We start from the raw sequence: 23,668 nt of genomic DNA on the forward strand, positions 1-23,668 counted from the left end.
ATATATATGAAAATAAAATTGGTTACGTTCTCAAAGAAAATGTCCTGACAAAAATGAATAAGGTGGTATCCGGCAGTGAGTTGAGATCCTGGGAAAATTCACTCCCACAAATGGCAAAGGTACTAAGAGACGCAGATTTAAAAGAGGATACGCATGTCTTGTTAGAGTACAAGCTACCATCTTCTGAAAAAAGAATCGACTTCTTCGTAGTAGGTGAAGACGAGAAGGGTAAGAAAAATGCTCTAATCATTGAATTGAAACAATGGCAAAAAGCAAAGGTGTCTGAAGGAGATGGGATTGTTCGGACGTATTTAGGAGGAAGGGAACGGGAAACGGTTCATCCTGCCTACCAAGCTTCCTCCTATAAGAGATATTTGCAGAATTTCAATGAGTCTCTTTACAGTGACTCATCCGCTATTCAGCTGCATTCCTGTGCTTATTTACATAACTATATTATGGCGAGTATCGGGGAGCCGCTTCTTGACAAAAGATACAGCAATTATCTTCAGGAATCTCCTCTGTATTTCCAATTCGGTGATCGAGAATTAGCAAAAAATATTCGGCAGCTTGTTTCCAATGGAAATGGTAGGGAAATCGCTGAGACCATTGAAAATGGTAAAAGTCGCCCTTCAAAAAAACTGGTTGAAACGGTTGGATCACTGTTAAAGGGGAATGAAGAGTTTGTGTTATTAGATGAACAAAAGGTAGCATATGAAAAGGTTGTTAGTAAATACAATCAATTCAAAACACAAACGGGCCAAAAGCATGTCATTATTATCAAGGGTGGTCCTGGTACAGGTAAATCAGTAATCGGATTAAATTTAATGAGCTATATGCTAAATTCTAAGGCATATGTGGAGTATATAACCCCTAATCAGGCATTTAGAGAAGTGCTGCGGAAAAAGCTAATTGGGACATCCGGACATGTGGAGGTTAGAGACTTATTTAAAGGGTCTGCCTCATATGTACAAGCACCCGAAAATTACTTTGATGTCCTTATTTGCGATGAAGCGCATCGGTTAAAAGAACAGGGACATATGAAAAAGAAAATTGAAGGGGAAAATCAGGTAACACAAATCATTCGATCTTCAAGAATCAGTGTATTTTTTGTTGATGATTTTCAGAAAATCTCCAAAAAGGACATTGGCAGTGTGAAGGAAGTAGAAAAAGAAGCAGCTAGATTTGGGGCAGATATTCACACAATCGAACTAGAATCTCAGTACCGTTGCTCAGGGTCAGGGAACTACATCTCCTGGCTAGAAAGCATCCTCAATGATGGTGAGGATAATTTTATCCTTGAAGGCGATTTTGATTTTAAAATTGTTTCTAGTCCTCAAGAATTGAAAGAAGAAATTGTCGATAAACGTGGTGGCAGACTTTTAGCGGGTTATGCATGGGATTGGAATAAAAACATGGTAAATGGGAAGCTTCCTAAGGACGTAATAATAGAGGAGCATAATTTTGCCCTGCCATGGAATGATCCTAACAGGATTGACTGGGCTATTCATCCAGAATGCGCTGAACAAATCGGATGTATCCACACGGTACAAGGGCTAGAAATGGATTACGTCGGCGTAATTATAGGTAAGGACCTGGGCTATGATGAAGAAACCAAACAGTTAATTGTAAGACGAGATGAGTTTAAGGATAAGGGAGCAAAGCCGGCTAAACCGAAAAAGGGACAGTTAGACCCGCTAGTGGAACTTGTCAGGAATACATATAAGACGTTAATGACTAGAGGGATGAAGGGGTGTTATGTTTATTGCTGTGATAAAGGGTTGGATAGGTATATCCGAGCACATATTTGATATCTGAAAAATTTAGTTGAATAAATGATAACATATATTTTTTTGATTTTATTTAGTCTAAGTAACGCCACCATCAATTAAAAACAAGACGTGTAAGGTTAGTATCATTATCAGTTCGAACTATAGATATTTTAAAAGAATACTTTAAGGAAACAAAAGAATTTGAAAATGAAAACTTATTTCTAACATACTAAGGTGAACCACTCTCAGCAATAGCCGAGGAGATTATGAAAAAGCTAAAGAAGAGAAAAGAATGAATAATATTTTGGCTAGTCTGCTGCAAATTAGCTGATAGCTTGTTTGAAGGGTATGTAGGAATCATACCCTTTTGGTTTCTTTGTTATACTTAATGAAATTTTGATTTTATAAATTTGCATACCTCGTTTGCTAATAATTACAAATTATAACATTATTTTCATTTTTAGATTATACTTATATTAATGAAAAGCTAAGGAGACTTAAAATGAAAATAAGTGAGATTTTTAACATTGAAAAAACACAAAGAGAATTAGACTTTGTTGATATTGATACCGACTTAGATATTCCTCTATTTATTGATCCGTACTTTCTCTCTATGAGATCTGACCCTTGGTCATTGGATGCTCATAGAACAGTAGAAAGCTTTTTTCATTATGTTATTGATTTATATGATGCAGGTAGAAAGAGTGATGCAAAATCACTTTTTCAAAATTTAAGTGAGCCAAATGAAACTTGTTTTGGTGTATCTAATGGTAAACCGAGGGGAAGGGGAGTAGGAACAGATGAAGCAGTAGAAATTTTTGATAACTTAGTAAGTAGTAATGCTTTAGAGCATGGATTAGTAAGCCATCTTGAAGATTTAGCAATTTTTGTCGAAAATGTGGGTAAAGATAAGATTTCGGATTTGACAACCAATGTCATAAGGAACCATTTAATTGACTATACTAAAACGCAATGTGAGTTACACGGTATTCCCCTTACTCAAAATGTTCCAACTGGTTTTTTTTGGGATGCTGTTCGAAAACAATGGAATAACGATTATAACAAAATGTTAGTAATTGACGGCAAAGTTATTTTGCTTGTTCCTAAAAGTATAGTTTCGTATTCCTATAGATATACTCATGAAAACTATTGCAGGCATTTCGTATTAGAATTTTTAAGACATGAACATATACGATTAAATTCTAGTCTGGTAAAAAGAAGGAAATTAAAAAGTGGGAAAGAGAAAGTTTGGGTAATAAAAGAGGAAATTGCAAAAGAAGAAGGTGCATATCAAAAGAATTATCTAAGAGACTTTACTAGAAAACATCCTGAAATTTTTAAAGATTTTCAGCAATCCGCAAAAAAACAAGTAAAGCCACTATCGCATGAACAACTAGAATCAGAAGAAGATTTTAACTTAGAAGAATTTATCGATCTTCTAATAAGTAGATTGCAGAGCATAAAAACTGGAAGGGAAAATGCCACAACATATCATAGACATATCTTAGGTATAATGGAGTTTATATTTTATCCAAATCTAACTCGTCCAATAATGGAGCAAGATATTCATGATGGTCGAAAACGGATAGATATAACCTTTGATAATTCTGCTGTAAAAGGTTTTTTTCATCAACTTCATGCCTCCAAAGATATATCTAGTCAATACATATTTGTGGAGTGTAAAAACTATGGTTCAGAGGTTGCAAATCCTGAACTAGATCAAATTTCGGGAAGATTTTCCCCAAATAGAGGGAAATTTGGATTACTTGTTTGTAGGACGATTGATGATATGGAAAGATTTATTGCAAGATGTGCGGATACATATCACGATTCAAGAGGTACTATTATTCCTTTGGTTGATGACGATTTCATTTATATGTTAAATGAAGTTAAAAAAGGTAGGGAAAATCCAGAAGAAGAATTATTAGCTGATAGATTAAGAAAAATAATACTGAGGTAATTAAGGAAGAATATAATTGAGAATATTGAGCCGTACATAATGTATGGCTTTTTTATTTGGATGTAAATCCAAATAACTAGAATAATGGGGACATAACTTAAACTTTTTGATACATAAAAATATGAACCTAGCATCAAGGCTTCGTAGCGTCTCAAAAATTTGTCTCATAATTGGTTTCTTTTTTTAGGAGGAGGAAAATTAGTATTATGCAAAAATATGGGTACATTAGAATATCATCCAAAGACCAAAATTTAACTCGACAATTGGAATCACTAATCAAGTTTGGAAATCCAGAAGAAAATATTTATATTGAAAAAAAAACCGGTAAAAACTTTGATAGGGAAAATTATCAGTTTCTATAAGTCACCGGACTTAAGTAGTCAAGTATGCTGTGCGGCCGGATATTATTGTACAAATTAACATAATCGAAAAGTTAAAAAACAAGTTGTTCAAGGGTAAGAAAGTATGTACCGTTGATTAATTCAGTTTTAAATATCTTAAATGTCGCTTCTGCCACGGCATTATCATAAGGGTTTCCTTTATCGCTCAGTGAGCGTGTAATCTGATGTCACACAATAATTCATCAATATCAACGTTCTTAAATTCAGATCCACGATCTGTATGAAAGATTTTCACACTTCCTAATGGACATCTAATCGATGAAAATTGCAGGCTGAACTAAAGCTGCACCTTGCGCACTCCAGCGCTGTAACCAACTATTTCTCTAATATATAAATCTATTAAAAACATTCGTAGCTCCAACTCTTGCCTACTAGCAAGTAGGTCAAGTTACTGACCAATTCAGACACTCTTCGTCTATTTCAAATTCTCGATCCAACACGTTTTGTACGGATTCTTCATTTGGTGGTAAGGTCATGGCTTTGTGGGATGCTTGTGCATATTTCTATCGAATTCCAAGTTCCCCCATTAATCGACCTATGCGCCTTCTGGAGACTGTGTAACCTAGCTTTAAAAGGGCATTTTTAATTTTGCGAGAGTTCCATATACTTGACGGCTTTTTTTAAAAATATTTGGATTTCTTCTTTTAATTTTTGTTCTTCTACAGCCTTTTATTGTTCTTTTTGAGCGGCTATTTCTGTTTCATAGTAAAAAGTACTCTGAGTAATTTATAGGACCCAGCACATTGCTGATACCGAATATTTGTGACGATTTCTTTCAATCACTTCAATTTTAGTCCCATGATCAGCGCGGCTTGCTTTAAAATATCGACTTACATTTCTAGCAGCTTATTTCTATTTCTTAACTCCGTCAATTCTTTGTTCTTCAGGGCTTCTGTTGTCTTTCTCTTTAAAAGATCCAGACTGTTGGAATTGCTTAATCCACCTGTCTAAAGAAGATGCAAGTTAATTCATATTCACTAACAATATCTTGACGACTTTTCCCATTTTCATATAAAGCCACCACTTGACTTTTAAAGTCTGTTGTAAACGTTCTTCTTTTTTGGGACATAGTAGATTCTCCTCACTTGTTATGTATTATTCTACTCGCCCTTATTTTTATTGTCCAACTAAGTGTAACCTATTCAATGTAAACAAGATGGAAACAAAGTATTATCAATAGTCAGCAACCTATCACACCCATTTGAATAGGGTTGCGACAGCAGAATAAATTTTTATGTAAGGTATAATAGACTATCCTTTACTGTCGTAAAGGTGTGCTCTGCGCACTAAAATCAAACTCCAAAGATATTGGGCTAATTACCCAAACCTTGCAAACGTAAAACGTTGCATTTAATACCTATTAAGTTGGATTTTTTTGTCTATATATGGTATAATTTGTTGAAAAAGGTACTATCTGGAGGAGCGTGGATTTTTTGTCTATAGAGGGAGCTTTATTTAAATATAAGGGTAATGTAGAAGAAATTGATGTAAAAACAATAGAAACACGTACAGATTTTGAAATATTAAAAAAAAACTTATATTGCACCTATGATGGATGTCCAGCAAAGATTGAATACGTGCCAAGAGGTGTTTACAAAGCATATTTTAAAACTTGGCCAAAACAAGACCACACTGCTGACTGTATAGATTATTTTGACAGAGAGAAGAAAAGAAAAAGTGAAGAGGGATCAGCAACAATCAATGTCACTCTTTCTGAAAAACATATTAGAAATGTTTTAAAAACTCTTTATAAAGAAGTAAATGAAACAAAAGAAGCTAGAGAGAAACGGTTGGAAAATCAGAAAACTAATAAAAAGAAAAAAAATAAAACTGTTGATGGTTCTCAGCCTGCAGAAACAACAGTGAAAATGAATGCTACTACCGAAAGAGGAGAAACTGTTGGAAAAGGCGTGAGAGAACCAAACGTCCGGAAAAAACATAATATTCAGTTGCTAAATGAAGCTGATATAGGATTCACACGTGCTATATATGGCTTAATTGAGACAATTGATATTTCTAATGGTAAGGTAACAATGATTTTATATTTTAATAATAAAAAATGCAAAGTTCATTTTGAAGAAGCTTTTTTTGCAACAGCTGCAAGAAATATTTTAAGTATGTTTCAAAGTGTAAAAACAGCTCTGTTAAACGGTTATGAATTAGAGTTTACTGGCGCGGGGCAAGTAATAAAAAGAGAGCAACAAATAGATTTGTTAATATTAGAGCAATATGCTTTCTCTATTAATAACTATCCAATTGCTGTGTTTTCTTTTAATTATAGCAATGGAGTTTAATAGATTTATTAACTATAGGACAAGCAACGAATGATATTACAAAAACGGATATACGAGAATATAAAAGCTATCTGTTGAACGTGAAAAAATTGTCTCTTGCTTCAATCAATCGTAAATTAAAGCCAGTTGTCAATATCAAAAACTTCTTATATGCTATTGGAGAAACGAAGACAACAGTTAAGGCAAAGGATGTTCTCCAAAAGAATACAATCAAATTCGATCACGAAGTTAAGATAGTAGAGAAACAAGACTTATACAATTGAAACGTACTACTGAAGCCAGTGGAAGCAAGCGAAATATTGCAATTTATTATTTATTGTTTGGTACTGTGGTTCGGGTATCTGATTAGAAATGGATAATATCCCCTTAACAGAAAGAAACGGTGATAATAACTTTTCATCTATCATTGTAAAAGGTAAAGGGATAAGATTTGTAAAATCGAATTAAATGCTAATGTAGTCAAAGCAATAAAGGAATATATTGAAGTTAGACCAACAACAACAGATAATAAGTTGCTTCAAGGTCAAAGAAGTTCAATGACAAGTTTAGGGATTAATAAGCTATTGGAGAAGTATTCTAAACAAGCAGGAATTGAAACAGTAACGCCACACACACACATGTATTGCAGGACATTTTTCAACAGACGTAACTTATAAGTTTTATGCTTAAGGAAAGCTGAAGATCGTCAAAATGCAGTCGATAAATTAGATATTTAATAATCATTATGAATTGAGTATCTGAAAAGATGCTCTTTTTTATATGCCATAAACATGTTATCACTTGTTTGTGTTCACGATTTCTGGCATCGAATTCCGTATTCTACGAATTTCAATAAATCCTAATAATAGCGAGCATGGGAAGCTTGGTGAATTTTCAATTCCCCCTTCTTCGACCATGTCTTCTTCGGTCATATAGGGAGATTGATAGAAGTTTCAAATGAATTTCGTAATGAAGTCAATCTGTAGAAAATAGATGAAGACAGGGATTATAAAACGGTGCTATAACTGAAATAGGAATGAAGATGAGTTTTAATTATCGTTTCCTTATGTTAAAATTAACAGTGTGAACCGCCAGTTAGACCGTGCGAATGGTCGGGAAAAACCGTCGGAGTGGTGCGGATAAACATTGATATATCAACATTTGGTAGGGGTTGAATGGGGTACTGGTGTCCTCCACGGTCTTCAAAACTGCTTGAGACCTGCGTGCCAGGTCTGGTGGGTTCGATTCCCACACAGTCCCGCCAACTCAAATATACCAAGGGTTCTAGCGAACACCTTACATACATAGACCAGGAGTGACTTGGTCTTTTTTTTATTGCCATGTGCCCAAAAAGTGCCATTCTTCCTTTTGTGCCATCTTTTGTTATTTAAGTAGGGTGTCTAAGGTATCTACCGCAATTCCTTCAATCGAATCTGTTAGATGGGAATAGGTGTCCATGGTCACGGAGATTTTGGAATGTCCCAGACGGGCGCTGACGATTTTAGGATGAACATTGGCTTTCAGTAAGATCGTTGCATGTGAGTGGCGCAAATCATGAAAGCGAATATCTGGTAGATTAGCTGCCTTGATCGCTCTTTTTAAGGCTCTTGAGATTTCTGAAGGGGCCATGATGTTCCCTTTAGAGTTGCAAAAGACGAGATTATGAGGATTGAAGGCATCACCAAGTAATCGTTTTTGCTTCTCATGTTCCTCTTTGAGTGATTCTAGTAGCTTTGCGAGCTCTGCCGTTAGCCTTACCCCTCTAGGTCTTTCATTCTTTGGAAGTGTATTGAAAAAATATTGTCCATTTGCTTCTGTAATCGTTTGTCGAATATAGAGCCTTCGCGTGTGAAAGTCGACGTTCTTCCAGGAGAGCCCAATTAACTCACTTTTCCTCATGCCTGTATGAGCTGCAGCGTACATAATCGGATAAAACACAGGTGTTCTTTCTTTTGCCGTTTTAAGCAGGAAATTAAGCTGTTCGACAGAGTAGGTGTTCATTTCCCTTTTGGTTGGCTTTGGAGGTTTGGCTCCTTTGGCGACATTTTTCTCGATGAACTCCCAGTCAATGCCGTCATTCAAGGCTTTAGAGAGCACTCGATGGTGATGAGTAACCGATTGGGCTGATTACACATTCAATTTCTCTTTGTAATAGTTTTGTAAGTGGGTGCTTTTTAATTCATGGAGCGCTATGTGCCCCAGCGACGGTTGAAGATGAGTTTTAACGATCTTCTCATACTCGGCATATGTCTTTGGCTTCGTATTCGTCTTTGCATAATTCTCAAGCCAATACGTTAGGTACTCACCAACTGAAATCTCGGTATTTTTTGTTTTATTTTTGCTACTATCTAACTCAAGTGATGCATTTTCCATCGCTATTTTCGCTTCTTTTTTTGTGTTGAAGCCGGAACGTTTTATTCGGGTAGTTTTCCGTTGAGATTTTTACCTGCTTCTAGCACAAAGAGCCACTTACCTGTATTCTGATCCTTTTTTGGATAACCAGTGCCAGCCATTATTTTACCTCCATCCTTAAATTAGCTGGACACCAAGCATCTTGCTCCTTACCATCATTATACTGAATTATCCTTATAATGGAAATGATTTGCTGGTGCCCAAGCTGATTTCAATAATTAGCGAGCCGCCAATAGCATTCTATTAGATTGTGGGTTCTATTAAAGTAGTAGTCATATCAGTTTGAGCAGGCATACCTTCAAACCATTCTAAGAATGATTTCTTGGATATAAGGATGCGCTTGCCGACTGTAACCGTATGAAAAGAGCTTGATTTGACAAGCAGATAGGCTTGACTGCGCCCAATTCCAAGAAACTCTTGAATATGTTTTACTTCCAACACCGCTGGTAATTCAAAAGTAGTTTTCATATAAAGCCCTCCAATTCTTTAAATCTCACAAAGCATATTGTCTACAGCAATTGCTGCACCTGTATTCAGTAGTTGTAGGTTAGTTATAGAAGGGGCCTTACCCTCGCGCACTAATCTTGCTTTTTCTTGATTGCTAAAGCGAAGTAATTGCACTAATTCCAAAAGCTCATCGTTTTTAGTTTTAGTCATACAATAGTCGACCTCCAATAATTAGGTAAATGTTCCCCGTTTTCCCCATTTGTCAATAATCCATTGATATAGGTGTCCTCGCTCGATTTTTGTCACTTCCCCAATTTTGTCCCAATTCCCCAATTGAATGGGGAATTGGGGCATACATGGGGAAACCCTATTTTGCTTAGTATCCCTACTGTCCCAAAGCTTTCTGAGGTATTGGGGAAAATGGGGAAGATTTTATCAAATATGGGTTAACCAATAGATTGTACTTTGGCTTACTAAATGACATTTCATCCAAGAAAATTCGAACAAATCCGCGCTCTTCAAGAACTGTTAATATCGTTTTTATCTTATTGCTGTCAAAACGGGATTTTACTGCTTGTTGGATCTCCCTATAAGAGATAGGAGTACTAAGAAGACCTGTATCATCATAGTTCTTCCGATACTTCCTATAAATGACCTTAAGAAGGTCTAATTCTTCCACCGTATTACCATTCACCTTCATAACCCCCAAGGCTGCTTTTGCATGTTCTATAAAGTAATCTGATAATGAAATAGCATTTTTTATTGTTCTTTCATTAATCTCCATTGATAAATCGATAAAGCCCGAAGTGCTGTCAATTTGAATGGCGATGTGTAAAAGTGCTGCAATTCGAGCGATGTTTCCTACTAATTTCCCGCCCCATTCTGGTATCTCGTATAAGGAGCCGCCATCCCGTAGTTGTATTTCAATATTTTTTTGGAAACTTTCAAATAAGCTGTCTGCATCTTGATTCAACCGCAGTATTACAGGCTCTTTCACTGTTTGGCTCATTAAGAGTTTTATATTATTAATGTATTTGGTTCGGACCTCTGGTGGAATCGATTTGGGTCTTACATCTCTATACCCCTTGAAGTCCTTTGGAGAGGAATAGAGAAAGCGGGCCATTAATCCACGGCCATGGAAAACAGGAGGAAGATTTCTTACCGAATCAGGTTGGCCGAACAATCCTATTGTTAATAGTGGAGACTCAAGGATCTCCGTTCTTCCCTGTCTGTCTACTCTGAGATAATCACCAGTATGGCCTTTTAGGTATACTTCAAGGTTTACCTGGCCGCTATACCGCCCCTTCACCATGTCGAAAAGTCCAGCTTCCGCAGAAATAACTGCCAAGCGTTCTCTATTTTGCTTCATTAGCGTAACTATAGTCTCCGGGGTTGCATCATCAGATACATATGTTGGCAGATAGACCTCGCTTAAAGAGTCTAGCTCTTGTTGAGCTTCGGCGATTTCTAAAAAGATGTTATCGTCACCATTTTTGGCATAGCTACCCTCAAGATGTTCTATTCTTTTTTGTAAAGAACGTTTAGTCGAATCGATTTTCTTTGCCTCCAGCTTTAAACGATTAGCCTCCTCTTTCTGAAATTGAATTACTGGAGAGCTCATCTCGCGAAAAACCGAGCTTTTTCTATTGGCGGGCCCCATTAGCGTGAGGCAGTAGGTGTTTAAAGGTTCAACCCAGTCACCATACGGATTTATCTCGTAGTTCTTTGTAAGAGCTATTGATAGGATTGAGATAGCTGCCATACTGGGCATTTCAGCAGGTGTTTGTGTTGTTTCTGCAACAGCAATAACAAAGTTTTTTAACCAAGCAGGGAATACATCTACATTAAATTCTGGAAGGGAATGTTCGTCGTATTTTATTGGTTCATCCCATTCATCAAAGTAGTGTCTTTCCTCGCTGTAATGAGCCACTAATTCTAAGTCCTTTTCGGTTAGGTCTTTCTTAGATACTTGTTGTAACATGGATCATTTCTCCAATCTTTCTGATTGCATAAATCTTATCCTCTATATCTCCGTACTCTATTAATGGGGAAAGTTATTCAATTCGAGCAAGAGTATGGTAAACATCTCCCTTTTGTTCCAGGTCATAAACATCTTTCAGCGACTTGGCTTCGTCTAGTAGAGAAATTTTTAAGTCGTGTAAAGCACATGAATATAACTTGCAGGTATGGTTAAACTCTTTTAAGCCTCTATTAATTTTGTATTCTTGGGAGTTTTGTACAAAGGATGTTGTATTTATTCCTAAATCTTTAATTAATAGCTTGATAGCTTCATCATTTGAAACATTTTTTGATTTTGCCACCAAATTGATAACATCACCTCCGCCGCATCCTGCCCAACAGTGCCAGGTATTGCTCTCGGTATAAATAGTTAGAGAAGGATTTTTATCTGCGTGCCATGGACAGCAAATATTAAATTGCTTTTTATAGATTTTTGCTTTGGAAAGATTAGCATCAGTATAACGATCCAGAGCTTCAGCAATAGATAAATGGTTCTTAATTTCTTTGCAAATATTAGTTGACAATATCAGATACCTCCTTACTTTGTTCAATACTTCAAATATTATTAAAGCAACAATTTAGGATATTTTTGGTAGAATCACCTTCTATATTTTTCTGATGTGCTGCTATTAAAATCTATAACAAACTGGCAACTAATATATTTACCTCTAAATGCACTTTTTTTGATAAGTGTGATAAATGTAATTGAAAATTGCTGTTAAGCGAGGTTTGAGTATGGGAAAAAACTAAAAGAACCTAGAGGACTTTAAAATAGACAGTAAATTATTAAAGTAGAATGCACACCGAAGTTTAAAAACGGTATATGACTCGTTCAAGGAATTGTCAAACAAATGACAAGTCACTCGTACAACTCGTACAAAAAGTCCGTACGATTCCGTGTAATTCGGCACACGAAATGTTTTTTATTTTAATATTTCTGATTACCTCAATGCTTTTCCAAATTCGGATTTGATTAGAATATGATATAATTAAAATAAGAACAAATGTTCTCGCTTCTTTTTTGGGATGGTGAAGCCGATGGAAGAGTTAAATAAAAAGCAAAGAATGTTTGCAGATTTCTATATTCAAACAGGTAATGCCACTGATAGTTATTTGAGGGCAGGATACAAAGCTGGAGGACATTCAGCGGAAGTGAATGCAAGCCGTTTGCTGAGAAATGCTGAGGTTTTAAAATATATCAAGGAGCGTAATGAACAATTGGACGTGGATTTTATTGCTGATATAACGGAAACAAAGCGGTTTTGGACGGAACTCTTGAGGGATGAAAATGCTGATATGAAGGACCGGTTAAAGGCGTCGGAGTATATTGCTAAAACCAATGGTGCTTTTGTTGATAAAAAAGAAGTGAAGGGCGCCTTCGATGGAATAATAGAATTTGGGTTTATTGATCCTTGTAAAGATAATTGAGGCTCTAGCTAATAAGGCTAGGCTTTTTTCATTGTTCACAGAAATAGAAGTGATTCCATTTCTTATCACATTGCCGACAAAAAAGTATCTGATTTAAAGGGCACAAGCAAATGCAAGTCCAGGTGATGGATGCAGCAGCCGCACAAATATTCTACTTACTTTAGATGAGCTTGAGAAGAATGAGCTGTCGGAAGAACTAAAGGAATACATAAAAGGTATTCTTCCGTAAATAAGACAGGTCTTATCCGATTATAAATGGGTTTTTGTCTAACGAAGACAAAAAACCCGAATATGGGACTTTTAATAAAGTGTCCATTATTCGGGTAATAGTTTATATTGAAATGGGGATTTTTTAATTAATTCAACACTTTTATTGTACCCATGAAATTACATATATAGTTTCATTAATTAAAATGTAGATATTTTCTGTTATGATTTCACCTGTTTCAGAAGCTTTAGCTTGCGATATTAAATCGTTTAGCTCAGCTTCTGTAGCTGGTACACCCATTTCAATAGCTATTTTTTTAAACATTTCTCCGTAAGCAGGATCTCCATAGATAAATGCATCCATTGAAAAGCTTCCAATGTATTCTTCTCCATTGTATAAGTCATATTCCATATCAACTGCATTAGGCTCTACTGTTATCCCATATTCTGAAGCAATTGCTCTAACATTTTCTATTGTAGGATCAACTGTAATTGCTACTCCATCTGCACCAATTTGCACACCCTCAATAACTGTATTGACTGCCATTACTCCACTGTTATAGAAGTAATAAGTTTTTCCGTCTATGACCTGCCAGCTAAGAAGCACTTTCCCAGAAGAACGATCTAGGAAGTACCATTTGTCTCCTGATTGTAACCAATCTGTTTTCATTGTTCCGTTTGAATTTAGATAGTACCAGCCAGTGCCAGACTTCAACCAACCGGTTTTCATTACACCTGAGTTATCAAAGAAATACCATTGATTTGAAAAAGTTGCCCAACCGGTTTGCATAGCTCCATTGCTTTTTAGGTAATACCACTTTCCAGCTGATGATAGCCATCCTGTCTTCATAATTCCAGAACTATCAAAAAAATACCACGAATTAGAAATACTTTTCCATCCGGTAGCCATCCCATCTGAGGCAAGGTAATACCATTTACTATTATCTAAAAACCAACCAGTCTTCATGGCTCCGTTTGAATTAAAGTAGTACCATTTATAGCCGGTTTTTGCCCATCCTGTTTTCATACTTCCTGTTGAATCAAGCCAATACCAAGATCCACCATACGAAATCCAGCCGTATTGTTTTACACCAGAAATATAGTAATACCATTTTCCATTAACCAGTTTCCATCCATTTGAAACACTAGTTGTATTTCCGCCTGAACTTGAACTTCCTCCATTGTGGTAATGATATTGTCCATAAGAAAGCCCATACTGCGAACAGTTTGTCCAACAATAATGTCCCCCACCAGAATCCGTTCTACCAGAATGTGCAAATACGGATAATGGAACTGATGAAATAAACACAAAACAGAATAATCCTAAAAGGAATTTCTTCATAGTTTTCCCCTCCTATTTTTTTACTAAATATGTAAATAGATACAATAATAGTATAATAGATTTGAACTATTATTAAAATACCTTTTATGTTTCAATTCAACTAATATAGTAAAAAAGTATTTCTGTGGATTGTTTAGCTAACTTAAGATTAATGTTAGATGGTATCTATTGAATAAAGAAGAAGTGGTATTGAAGATTCATAAATTCAAATAGCAAAAGGACTTAAAGATACAATCTTCTAGCACAGAATGGCATTTTTGATCCCAGATTTTCCATTTAAAAGTTGGTTGGCAATTGGAGTTGGGGGAATCATTGGTATTATCCGTTTTGTTGCAAAGCAGCAAAAAATAGGCAAACCGCAATACAAAACTAAGAATACAATATTGAAATCGAATAGACTATCAGGTAATGCCTGGGGTCTTTTTATTTTGAGGTATGTGACAAAACATCTAATTCTTCAATGTAACAAAATACATAAAATGTTACATTCATTTATTTGAATATTTTGACTCTATGAAGAAATGAGATATAATAAAGATACTAGAAGAAAACGTTACATTCATATTGTTGTTTTATCTGACTCTAAAGGGGGAGGACAAATGGTTAAAGAAGTTCAAGATGTACAACCGATTCGAAATTTGAAAAAACTGGAGGATATGAAGTGGAGTTTAAAGCGGCATTGTTCCGACCGTGACCACATGATGTTTCTGCTGGGGATAAATACAGGCTTACGAGTTAGCGATTTGTTGCAGCTCAAAGTAAAGGATTTAAAAGGCAAAAGGAAAGTGATCGTGAAGGAAGGAAAAACTGACAAGCCCAGGACTATCCATTTACATAACATCTATGAGGAATTGAACGACTACATCAAAAAGCTGGATAGTGAATGGCTGTTTCCTAGCAGAAAAGGCAATAAGCCCATAACACGAATACAGGCTTATAGACAGCTAAATAAAGCCGCTGATATGTGTGACATAGCGGAGGGTATCGGAACGCATACCATGCGAAAAACCTTTGGTTACTGGTATTACAAGCAAAGCAAAGATATAGCAACACTACAAACTATATTGAATCACTCACACCCCGAAATCACTTTAAGGTATATAGGTATCACGGATGAAGAAATAGAAAATAGCTTACAATCATTCAAGCTATAAAATGGAACAAAGGTGATCTATAGGAGCTAATCAGCTCCTATTTGTTTGTATAATAGGTTATCGTCAATTGACCAATGACAATAACAATAACTGTTAATGACAGGAGTTGCAGGGGCTACTACCACTAATCCATACATCATAGATTGATCTCATAGTTTGTAGGTTTTCCTCATAAAGGTGCTTATAAATTGAAGGAATGGATATTTGTTGACTCCTCGGATACGATGTCAGAGGGGATGACCCCTGGGGGGTACCACGCTTGCTATTGAAATCAATTTACTCAATGCTCTCGGAAAATTTTTTTGAACATAGCAAGGGATTAGGCTGTTTTCTTATTGGGCTAACGCAGCAGGATAATTCAATTGGAAATTAGTCTTTTATGGTAAGATTATAGAATAAGATAAGATAAGTTATGGGAGGAATAAGTTGAAAGTCATCGTTTTTAGAATGAACAGTATGAAAACTATTATAGGAGAGTCCTAAAATGAAAAAGAAAATGAACTATTTAATCGTACTTTTAACGATCATTTTTATGGTTGGTTGTACCAACTTAGAAGATACATCCAATACAAATGTAGAAACAGATTCACAAGAAGTAACCACAGTTGAAACAAATAATAATAATGAAAAAGAAGAAACTGTCACTACGGTTGTTGATGAACCAATAGTAGAGGAAACACCAACCCAACCAAATATTGAACTGTTCTCTGGATACAAACTTATTAGTGTTGACGGTGGTGATTTGTCTGGCAATCGTGAAGCTAATGTCGTCGTTGACATTGGTTATGGGGACCGTGAATACTGGGCATTTACGAATGAATACGGGCAACTAGTGCGTGTCATTGCTGCCGAAATCATTATACAAGACGACCGTAACGAACCTGTATTATCGTCTGGCAGATACTACTCTGATGAAGCAAAGGTTCCTGGTGTCGAAAGTGACGTTTTAGATGAAGGGCATGTTATTGCTGATTCTCTAGGTGGGGTATCGAATGCGTATAATATTACCCCACAAGATAGTACGCTCAACCGGCATGGTGATCAAGCTTATATGGAAAACGCAATCCGTACGGCAGGTGGAGCAACTAATTTTGAAGCAATTATCACATATCCGAATACAAAAACGCAGATTCCTTCAAGTTATCAGTATACCTATACTATAATGGGTAACGAGATTGTTGATACATTTGACAATGTGAACCCTGATGAAATAAACTCGTCACTCGGTTTAACAGGCAGTGAGCCTTCTAATTCAACTAGTACAAACACAAACGGTGATATTTCTAGTGTTGATACAAACGGTAATGGACAGGTGACGATTAAAGAAGCAAAAGCAGCAGGTTTCAGTATGCCAATAACGAGTGCTCATTGGTTATACCCCTATATGCGCGATAATGATAATGACGGTATGGTAGGTGAGTAATCCCCTAGAACTTTGAGGCAAAATAAATGAACGAAAGAACATTTTCCTCGTTGGACGATTTATAACAATTTGCAAATGGATGTCTGTATTGGAACAACTGAAACTATTGGTCATAGTCATATCATCTATAAAATATGTACTGTGAAAATATAATTATTTTTCACTAACAGGTACGTTAGCTTAAGTTCGGGGCTGTCATTTTGGCAGCTCTTTTTATTGAATAAAGGAGCAAGGCGTATTGTTCCTGCCAGTCACGATCACATTCGGTCGATGGAGAAAAGTGTTTCCCTTTATTGAGAGGATTGGCGAGAGAGGTTCAATAAAAGAAATGGTCTGGGGTCCCCCTGGGGGGTATGTCGTCTGTGATTGTGTTTCACTCTACTATAGCTCGCGGTAAATTTTTTTAAAAAAATAGCTTTTATCTATTATTATAACTTAATAAGTCGGATATTAATTGGTTCCTATTTAGGGCTATTTTTTGATTAATTATCAATAATTAGAAAAGTTGTAACAAGTGAAAGCAGAAAACAAATAAATTAAGCAGTAAGATATTCTTGAAAGCCCTAAAGGAGGTATTTCATGGAATTTTATCTAGCAAAAGATAAGTTTGTTTTGGGTGTTGCGGGAGGGGAGTTCTATACTTTAAATAGTGAACCCAAAGCGGTTATTTTAACAAAAGAGCCTGTTCCAACTAAAAAGTGGACTATACCTAGTGTAATAGACAAGACGCTTTTTGAAGGGGAAGAATGGACCATTGAAACTGAATTCCGAGAATTTTTATGTGATGAAAAAAAAGTCTACATCTTCCAATTTGAATACCATAGAACTGTACCAGGTTATTGTTGTGGTAAAGCCGAATTTTTCGTAACAGAGGAATATGCAAGAGAGAAAATAGACTCGCTACGTAAAACTAGCAAAATCAGTGAATATAATTGGGATGCTACCAAACCAACTTGGAGAGAGGTTCAGCAGAAATTGTATTACCGTAAAGTCTAACAATTCCCCCTTTTTATACATAGCGAGGAACGTCACCTTAATTGGTGGCGTTTTTAACATTTTGTTACTTAATATTACTAAATGTTAATTGGAATGTAGGAGTTAAACCATCATGTGCATAAAAAGTAGATATTTCCTTGTAGCGCGTTTTCGTTATGTAATGACATTACACCGTAATTTTTCCAATAAGAAGAACCATGGTATTCCAACAAATAGAATTATTTGTAAATTATTCCTATTAAGAAAGGTCCCCTAATGATAAAATAGAATTATTATATCAAACAAATGGGGATTGTGTGATGAGTAAAAGGATTTACTACCTATTAATGATTCTATGGATAGTGTCAGCCAATACAGCATTTGCCCACCCAGGAAATACGGATTCGAGTGGCGGTCATACGTGTAGGACCAACTGTGAGCAGTGGGGATTGGATTACGGAGAGTATCACTATCATGATTCTTCTTCACCGCTTTCCAGCAGTGATTATGATGATGGTTATAATCGAGGCTATGAAATAGCGTATAGTTATACCTCCCAATGTGAAGAGGAATATGAATGGTGGTGGGAAGGACCACAGACATTCGGTGACGGGTATGAGCAGGGAATAGAGGATGGTCATCAAGAGGGCATGTCCATTTGTTATAAGAATAGTCGCACTGCAGGGTATGAACAAGGATATTCGGATTACATAGACGATTATGGATATGACGGTGAACCTCAAGAAACATATGACTACACAACATACGAGGAAGGCTACAGTGAGGGATGGGGGCAGGCGGAAAGTGAGGATGATAGTGAGTCAGAAGAAGCTTCATACGTTTCGTCCTACGACTCAACATCAGATTCAGATGAAGAATATTATTCTGATGAAGATATTAGTTCAATAGATCAAGAGTCAATATATGATGATGGTTACGATGAAGGCTTTGAATCGGCGGTGGGGGAGTACCTTTATGATGACTATGATAGTAGTCTAGAAGAAAATGAACTCAAATTTTATAAAAAAGGGTATTTTGCTGGTTATATAGAGGGAGGTGGAGGAAGCTTTTTTGAAAATATTTATTACTTTTTATTTCAAAAGTACATTGCAGCTACTGTAATAGTTATCATATTTATACTTTTAGGTGTATTTTGGATTATAACAAAAGTAAAAACTAAGAAACTGTTAAATAAAATTCCGGGTAATTCCAAAAAATCTGTTTCAAAAGAGAGTTTCTTTGCATGGGGGATAAGTGGCATTGTTATTGCTTCTGTCACTGGTTTTATCTTAATGAGTGACACAGATGAATCGGAACCAGTAAGCACTAATGAAACAGATAATCCTTATTCCTATACATCTATAGACCATGATTGTGGTGATTTTGAAACACAGAAAGAAGCTCAGTTATTTTATGAAGCAAACGGTGGACCTGATGAAGACCCACACGATTTGGATCGTGATAACGATGGAATGGCATGTGACTGGAATCAATGAAATATTGAAACAGTTTGTAAATAGGAGAAAATGGTTCCTATTTTAAGCAGACAAGTTTTGAGTATAAACTTGACTGTTCTGGGAGGCACTTTTCCTTGTTCCACTAACGAGCAGATTAGCTGAAGAAGATTTGTCTAAGCAATTAGTAATATTAAATAAAGAAGACAACAGTCCTCTTTATTTAATATTCTTTATGAAGTCTTCTAACAAATCATATAACACGGACGGTTCCCATTCTCCCATACCGTGTTCAGCAGTAAGAACAGGAACAGGATAATTTTTATTGCTTAGCATGGAGAAAATTATAGTTCTCCCTAAGATTTTTGTTTTTTCCACGTCCTCACGACCTTCTTAATGTTTAAATAGAATATTATTATAAAGGAAATCTGCCAAAACTCCCTTTTTTTATAATACCCAGCGTGAAATTGAGAAATAAATATTAAAACAGAGTTTTTTTAAGAATATAGTCATATATTTCCATGATTAAGTGGATATCAAGAATGAACAGCATAAAAATTTGTAGAATTATTACTATTGAGGGGATTTATATGTCGGAATATGAATTAGATGTTCTTAATCAAATTGAACAGGAAATATTAGAAGAGGAAGAAGGAAACTCCAGTGATTCGGAAGAAAGCGCAGAAAAGGAAATAGAGAAAAAAAGAAAGCAGATGCTTTATGTATTGATGAAGAATTAATACTTGGAAATTAAGAAGAATACAGAGAAAAAGAGGATTGAATATTACTATGTCTAATGAAGATATTTTACTAAATAAAGTTTTAGATGCGAGTTCCAATACAATTTGGGATGAATTGAAAAAGATAAGAGAGTCTTCAGAAATAGAAAAACGGACTATTAGACGTAGATGGATATGGGAACTAATTCAAAATGCATCAGACTGTACACCTAAAGGTAAGAAAATAGATATAAAAATTAATTACTCTAATAATCAAATCATATTTAGTCATAATGGACTCCCATTTTCGTATGAAAATTTATTAGATTTAATCACACAAATCTCATCTAAGCAAAGTTCAGAAGAAAAGAAAACAGGGAAATTTGGAACTGGTTTTATGTCAACTCATTTATTATCAGAGATTGTACAGATTCAAGGGTCGTTTAGTCAAGAAGATAGTAAGTATACAAAATTCGAGTTCATTGTTGATAGATCAGGAAATGATTATAGCGATATTAAGAATAAAACCAAAACTATGCTAGAACAATTAGATCTTGTAAGCAAAAATCAAGAGGAACTACAAGAAAATTATGAGGACACAAAATTTATTTATTCAATAGAAGATGATGAAATAAGTAAAGCAGTAGAGAAAGGAATAGTAGACTTGAAAGAGACTATTCCTTATGTATTAACTTTTAATGAGAATATCAATTCTATTACATACAATGGTAATTGTTACAAGAAAAATAATGAAATAACTTCAAGCAAAAATAACAAGATAAAAGTTGTTCAAATTAATGATTCTGATAGTAATAAAGAGTTACTAATAGTAAATGAAAATAATGTAACGATTGGTTGCGCTATTGAACGTAAAGACGATAAGTTATATTTCTTGCCAATTTCCAGTACTATGGCAAAGGTTTTTTGTGAATTTCCTCTGTTAGGAACTGAAAAATTTAGTTTTCCTATAGTGGTTAATTCAAGGTTTTTTGAAGTAGAAAGAGATAGAAATGCTATTAGGGATAGCAATAAATCAAATAATGAATTAATACAAGTAGCTGTCTCTTTATACAAGGAATTAATAGATTATTGTTCAAGTAATAACACGACAAAAAATGAATTTAATATTTGTATTTTAAATAAAGCTACTTCATCATTTATTCAAGAGAATAGTTACAAAGAGATTAAAAAATATATTGATAAGAGTGCAATCATTCCTATTCATAATCATGTGGAAGGTTCAAAGCGATTGGCATTTAAAAATAGTGATGGAGACGTAGTAATAGGCATACCATCAACAATAGAAGAGATTCACCAGGGCTTACTTTGGGATATTTTATCTAATTTAAAAGCACTTCAGATACCAACTAAAGATACTTATAAAGGTTGGAATGCGGTGTTTGGAGGTAATGTTTCATTTTCTAGGATAAACAATACTTTAAAAGATTCAAGCATTGATAAATTAGTCGCTTTTTTGAAAGATAAAACCCTATTTTTAGATTGGTTGAATGCTTTTTATATTCTCTGGATTAAGGATGAAGGTCTTGAGAAAGTTGTAGAATCAGTATTTATACCGAATCAAAATAATGAGTTTGTAAAATTCGACAAGATTTACTCCGATAAAAATATAGATGATGAACTCAAGAATATTTTAACATTATTGGGTGGAAATATTAGAGGTCAGCTATTACACCAAGAAATTATTTCATTTGAACACTATTTCCAAGAACACCCCAAAAAAATTAAGACTAATGAAATAGTCTCTGATCTGATTGAGTTTAAAGTATCAGAAATTCTAGGTAAGGAAACTGTGGATAGGGCAGAAAGAGAAGAACCTACTCAAAGAGTATTTAATAGATTAACTAATTGGTTCCTGTCAAATCCTGAAAAATCAAAAGAGTGGTTTGAAAATTTATATCCAAAGAGAATGATGTTATCTTCCCCAGAAGAAAATCTAAGAAGATATAAAATAGCCGAGAAAATAGAAGAAAACAATATTAAGTATGAAGAATTAGATGAAATTATTAATAATCGAGATAAAATAATGGAGATTATAACTAACTCTGAACTGAGCAAAGATGATATTATTGATCAATTAAAACATGTTATTACCTCATCCGAAGAAATGAAACGCTATGTAGAGAATTTACTACATAGAAGTACAGAAAATATTTTTAAGTATTTAAGCAGACTTAAAGATTATACACTTCCAGCAACTTTAGAAGAATGGATGAATGAAAAGTATTCTGATACGGTATTTCCAGCTAAGTATAACGGAAATGATTTTAGAATCGTTATTCGTCCAAGTGATTATCAAAAAATAATATTTTATTATGATGAAGAATTAGAGGCTTTAGATGATGTTAACTATCAATTGTGGACCGATGATGGAGAAGTACAACGAATGATTACTTTAGGTGATTTGCTTAAAACAACAGGTATATCTAAAATTCCATTGACTAAGTTATAAGAGAGGTAATTTTTAGTGTTTAGAACAATTAAAGATATTGAAAACAAAATAAGTACAAACAATAGACAGAATACAACCTATATACACCCAATTGCGAGTCGTGAAGAAATAGCAAAATTAATTGTTGCATACTCGAACAGTAACGGTGGAGATATAGTCTTTGGAATACGAGATGATGGTAAAAGATTAGAAATAAAGAATTTTCCCTTTAGATTTGATTTGGAGAGAGTTCAAAATTTGATAGAGGGTATTATAGATCTTAAAAGTGAATACTTTACTTTAAAAGGCATTAAGCTTTATTATATTTCTATTAATAAAGCAGAGGAATTAGTAAAAGTAAATAAAACAATTTATATAATTGGTGATAGTGGAGTGGCTGAACAGATGAAGAACCAGAAGATATTTATTTCATATTGTTGGAATGATGCAGCGTTTGCTGATTTAATTGATAATGATTTCAAAAATATGGGGTATACTTTAACTAGAGATGTTCGAAATATTGAGTTTAAAGATAGTATTAAAGATTTCATGAAAACTATTGGGAAACACGATTTTGTTATTAGTATTATTAGTGACCAATATTTAAAATCAGTAAATTGTATGTATGAGATTTCTGAAGTTATGCGTTCGCGTGAATATAAAAAGAAAATGTTATTGGTAATATTAAAAGATTCTGATAAAAAATTTTTACCTTCACTTTCAGAGATACCGTCTACAATTGCAGCTAATATATACTCTTTTGAGCAACGGATAGGATATATATCTTATTGGGAAGAGAAAGAGAAGGCATACTCGGAAATGATTCGGAAAATAACTCAAGATACAAATAAGATAGAACCTTTACAGGAGTTAAAAAGAATAAAGAGTATTTCAAATAACGTCAGTGAATTTTTATCTGATATAAGTGATTGGAACAATACTAATTTAAGTGACCTAAAAGCATCTGACTATACTACTTTTATAAAAGAAATTAACCAAAGTGTTAACTAAATGATTGCTTTGAATTCATTTAATGCCATATACATTAGTGGAAAATTGTATTTTAATCAATCTTTTTTATAAAACCAACCCACGCATTTTGATCAATCTTTGTTCAAAATGTGTGGGTTTCTTCTATTATAAAATCAACATTTGCAAAATGCTTATAATCGAACATTATTCGAAAGCTACATTATGGAAAGCCGTTCAAATAGGAGACGATAAGCATTTAACTAC

At 34.7% G+C, this 23,668-nt stretch carries 19 protein-coding genes, 1 tRNA gene and 2 pseudogenes; 13 read left to right on the plus strand and 9 right to left on the minus strand.

The features are described from left to right. Positions 1–53: 53 nt before the first annotated feature. Both NSS81_RS23825 and NSS81_RS23830 read left to right on the plus strand, forming a co-directional pair. Entirely contained in the window at positions 54–1,808 is a 1,755-nt protein-coding gene (locus NSS81_RS23825; protein WP_342431087.1) for a DUF2075 domain-containing protein, read from the plus strand. Positions 1,809–2,271: 463 nt separating this feature from the next. Continuing rightward, entirely contained in the window at positions 2,272–3,729 is a 1,458-nt protein-coding gene (locus NSS81_RS23830) for a hypothetical protein (protein ID WP_342431088.1), read from the plus strand. A gap of 349 nt (positions 3,730–4,078) precedes the next feature. On the opposite strand, the pseudogene NSS81_RS23835 reads toward NSS81_RS23830, so the two are convergent. Continuing rightward, positions 4,079–5,199, minus strand: a pseudogene (locus NSS81_RS23835) (IS3 family transposase). 364 nt (positions 5,200–5,563) lie between these two features. Here NSS81_RS23835 and NSS81_RS23840 point away from each other — a divergent pair. Beyond that, the gene (locus NSS81_RS23840; RefSeq protein ID WP_342431089.1) at positions 5,564–6,424 is read left to right on the plus strand and encodes a hypothetical protein; all 861 of its coding nucleotides are present in this window, start codon (positions 5,564–5,566) and stop codon (positions 6,422–6,424) included. A gap of 80 nt (positions 6,425–6,504) precedes the next feature. After that, positions 6,505–6,687, plus strand: a complete 183-nt coding sequence (locus tag NSS81_RS23845; protein WP_342431090.1) for a hypothetical protein — start codon at positions 6,505–6,507, stop codon at positions 6,685–6,687. A gap of 578 nt (positions 6,688–7,265) precedes the next feature. On the opposite strand, the pseudogene NSS81_RS23850 reads toward NSS81_RS23845, so the two are convergent. Continuing rightward, positions 7,266–7,347 (minus strand): annotated as a pseudogene (locus NSS81_RS23850) (DUF3900 domain-containing protein); the annotation flags it as partial. A gap of 223 nt (positions 7,348–7,570) precedes the next feature. Here NSS81_RS23850 and NSS81_RS23855 point away from each other — a divergent pair. Further along, a tRNA-Sec gene (locus tag NSS81_RS23855) sits at positions 7,571–7,667 on the plus strand. A gap of 119 nt (positions 7,668–7,786) precedes the next feature. Here the strand turns inward: NSS81_RS23855 and NSS81_RS23860 are convergent. From NSS81_RS23860 to NSS81_RS23885, 6 genes are all read right to left on the minus strand, one after another. Further along, positions 7,787–8,500, minus strand: coding sequence for a site-specific integrase (locus NSS81_RS23860; protein WP_342431091.1), 714 nt, complete (start codon positions 8,498–8,500; stop codon positions 7,787–7,789). Between the two features lie 30 nt (positions 8,501–8,530). Then, a complete protein-coding gene (locus tag NSS81_RS23865) occupies positions 8,531–8,776 on the minus strand; it encodes a hypothetical protein (protein ID WP_342431092.1) in 246 nt (81 codons plus the stop codon). A gap of 282 nt (positions 8,777–9,058) precedes the next feature. Further along, positions 9,059–9,283, minus strand: coding sequence for a helix-turn-helix domain-containing protein (locus NSS81_RS23870; protein WP_342431093.1), 225 nt, complete (start codon positions 9,281–9,283; stop codon positions 9,059–9,061). A gap of 18 nt (positions 9,284–9,301) precedes the next feature. Further along, a complete protein-coding gene (locus NSS81_RS23875; protein WP_342431094.1) occupies positions 9,302–9,472 on the minus strand; it encodes a hypothetical protein in 171 nt (56 codons plus the stop codon). A 175-nt stretch (positions 9,473–9,647) separates the two neighbouring features. After that, positions 9,648–11,243 carry a YfjI family protein gene (locus tag NSS81_RS23880; RefSeq protein ID WP_342431095.1) on the minus strand — a complete coding sequence of 532 codons (1,596 nt, stop codon included), beginning with the start codon at positions 11,241–11,243 and terminating at the stop codon, positions 9,648–9,650. 73 nt (positions 11,244–11,316) lie between these two features. Continuing rightward, positions 11,317–11,805 (minus strand): CHC2 zinc finger domain-containing protein, encoded by a 489-nt coding sequence (locus NSS81_RS23885; RefSeq protein WP_342431096.1) that lies wholly within the window; start codon positions 11,803–11,805, stop codon positions 11,317–11,319. A gap of 514 nt (positions 11,806–12,319) precedes the next feature. Between NSS81_RS23885 and NSS81_RS23890 the strand changes: the two genes are divergently transcribed. Continuing rightward, positions 12,320–12,709, plus strand: coding sequence for a terminase small subunit (locus NSS81_RS23890; protein WP_342431097.1), 390 nt, complete (start codon positions 12,320–12,322; stop codon positions 12,707–12,709). Positions 12,710–13,079: 370 nt separating this feature from the next. Here the strand turns inward: NSS81_RS23890 and NSS81_RS23895 are convergent, their stop codons facing one another. After that, complete coding sequence (locus NSS81_RS23895; RefSeq protein WP_342431098.1) at positions 13,080–14,258, minus strand: YHYH domain-containing protein; 1,179 nt, start codon at positions 14,256–14,258, stop codon at positions 13,080–13,082. A 599-nt stretch (positions 14,259–14,857) separates the two neighbouring features. Here NSS81_RS23895 and NSS81_RS23900 point away from each other — a divergent pair. From NSS81_RS23900 to NSS81_RS23930, 7 genes are all read left to right on the plus strand, one after another. Next, positions 14,858–15,412 carry a site-specific integrase gene (locus NSS81_RS23900; RefSeq protein WP_342431099.1) on the plus strand — a complete coding sequence of 185 codons (555 nt, stop codon included), beginning with the start codon at positions 14,858–14,860 and terminating at the stop codon, positions 15,410–15,412. Positions 15,413–15,896: 484 nt separating this feature from the next. After that, complete coding sequence (locus NSS81_RS23905) at positions 15,897–16,835, plus strand: DNA/RNA non-specific endonuclease (protein ID WP_342431100.1); 939 nt, start codon at positions 15,897–15,899, stop codon at positions 16,833–16,835. A 579-nt stretch (positions 16,836–17,414) separates the two neighbouring features. Further along, positions 17,415–17,831, plus strand: coding sequence for a hypothetical protein (locus NSS81_RS23910; RefSeq protein ID WP_342431101.1), 417 nt, complete (start codon positions 17,415–17,417; stop codon positions 17,829–17,831). Positions 17,832–18,130: 299 nt separating this feature from the next. After that, positions 18,131–19,306, plus strand: coding sequence for a YHYH domain-containing protein (locus NSS81_RS23915; protein ID WP_342431103.1), 1,176 nt, complete (start codon positions 18,131–18,133; stop codon positions 19,304–19,306). Positions 19,307–19,854: 548 nt separating this feature from the next. Then, on the plus strand, positions 19,855–20,004 hold the full coding sequence (locus NSS81_RS23920) for a hypothetical protein (RefSeq protein ID WP_342431104.1): 150 nt from the start codon (positions 19,855–19,857) through the stop codon (positions 20,002–20,004). 49 nt (positions 20,005–20,053) lie between these two features. Further along, a complete protein-coding gene (locus NSS81_RS23925; RefSeq protein WP_342431105.1) occupies positions 20,054–22,453 on the plus strand; it encodes an ATP-binding protein in 2,400 nt (799 codons plus the stop codon). Positions 22,454–22,468: 15 nt separating this feature from the next. Beyond that, positions 22,469–23,443: a TIR domain-containing protein gene (locus tag NSS81_RS23930; RefSeq protein WP_342431106.1), complete on the plus strand. Its 975-nt coding sequence runs from the start codon at positions 22,469–22,471 to the stop codon at positions 23,441–23,443. Positions 23,444–23,668: the final 225 nt, after the last annotated feature.

This window comes from Neobacillus sp. FSL H8-0543 (assembly GCF_038592905.1).
Classification (GTDB): Bacteria; Bacillota; Bacilli; order Bacillales; family Cytobacillaceae; genus Neobacillus.

Excerpts from the sequence above, each read along its gene's own strand:
- NSS81_RS23825 (WP_342431087.1), top strand. The coding sequence starts at position 54 with ATGAATAAGGTGGTATCCGGCAGTGAGTTGAGATCCTGGGAAAATTCA.
- NSS81_RS23830 (WP_342431088.1), top strand. The coding sequence starts at position 2,272 with ATGAAAATAAGTGAGATTTTTAACATTGAAAAAACACAAAGAGAATTA.
- NSS81_RS23865 (WP_342431092.1), bottom strand. The coding sequence starts at position 8,776 with ATGGAAAATGCATCACTTGAGTTAGATAGTAGCAAAAATAAAACAAAA.
- NSS81_RS23870 (WP_342431093.1), bottom strand. The coding sequence starts at position 9,283 with ATGAAAACTACTTTTGAATTACCAGCGGTGTTGGAAGTAAAACATATT.
- NSS81_RS23875 (WP_342431094.1), bottom strand. The coding sequence starts at position 9,472 with ATGACTAAAACTAAAAACGATGAGCTTTTGGAATTAGTGCAATTACTT.
- NSS81_RS23880 (WP_342431095.1), bottom strand. The coding sequence starts at position 11,243 with ATGTTACAACAAGTATCTAAGAAAGACCTAACCGAAAAGGACTTAGAA.
- NSS81_RS23890 (WP_342431097.1), top strand. The coding sequence starts at position 12,320 with ATGGAAGAGTTAAATAAAAAGCAAAGAATGTTTGCAGATTTCTATATT.
- NSS81_RS23895 (WP_342431098.1), bottom strand. The coding sequence starts at position 14,258 with ATGAAGAAATTCCTTTTAGGATTATTCTGTTTTGTGTTTATTTCATCA.
- NSS81_RS23900 (WP_342431099.1), top strand. The coding sequence starts at position 14,858 with ATGGTTAAAGAAGTTCAAGATGTACAACCGATTCGAAATTTGAAAAAA.
- NSS81_RS23905 (WP_342431100.1), top strand. The coding sequence starts at position 15,897 with ATGAAAAAGAAAATGAACTATTTAATCGTACTTTTAACGATCATTTTT.
- NSS81_RS23910 (WP_342431101.1), top strand. The coding sequence starts at position 17,415 with ATGGAATTTTATCTAGCAAAAGATAAGTTTGTTTTGGGTGTTGCGGGA.
- NSS81_RS23915 (WP_342431103.1), top strand. The coding sequence starts at position 18,131 with ATGAGTAAAAGGATTTACTACCTATTAATGATTCTATGGATAGTGTCA.
- NSS81_RS23920 (WP_342431104.1), top strand. The coding sequence starts at position 19,855 with ATGTCGGAATATGAATTAGATGTTCTTAATCAAATTGAACAGGAAATA.
- NSS81_RS23925 (WP_342431105.1), top strand. The coding sequence starts at position 20,054 with ATGTCTAATGAAGATATTTTACTAAATAAAGTTTTAGATGCGAGTTCC.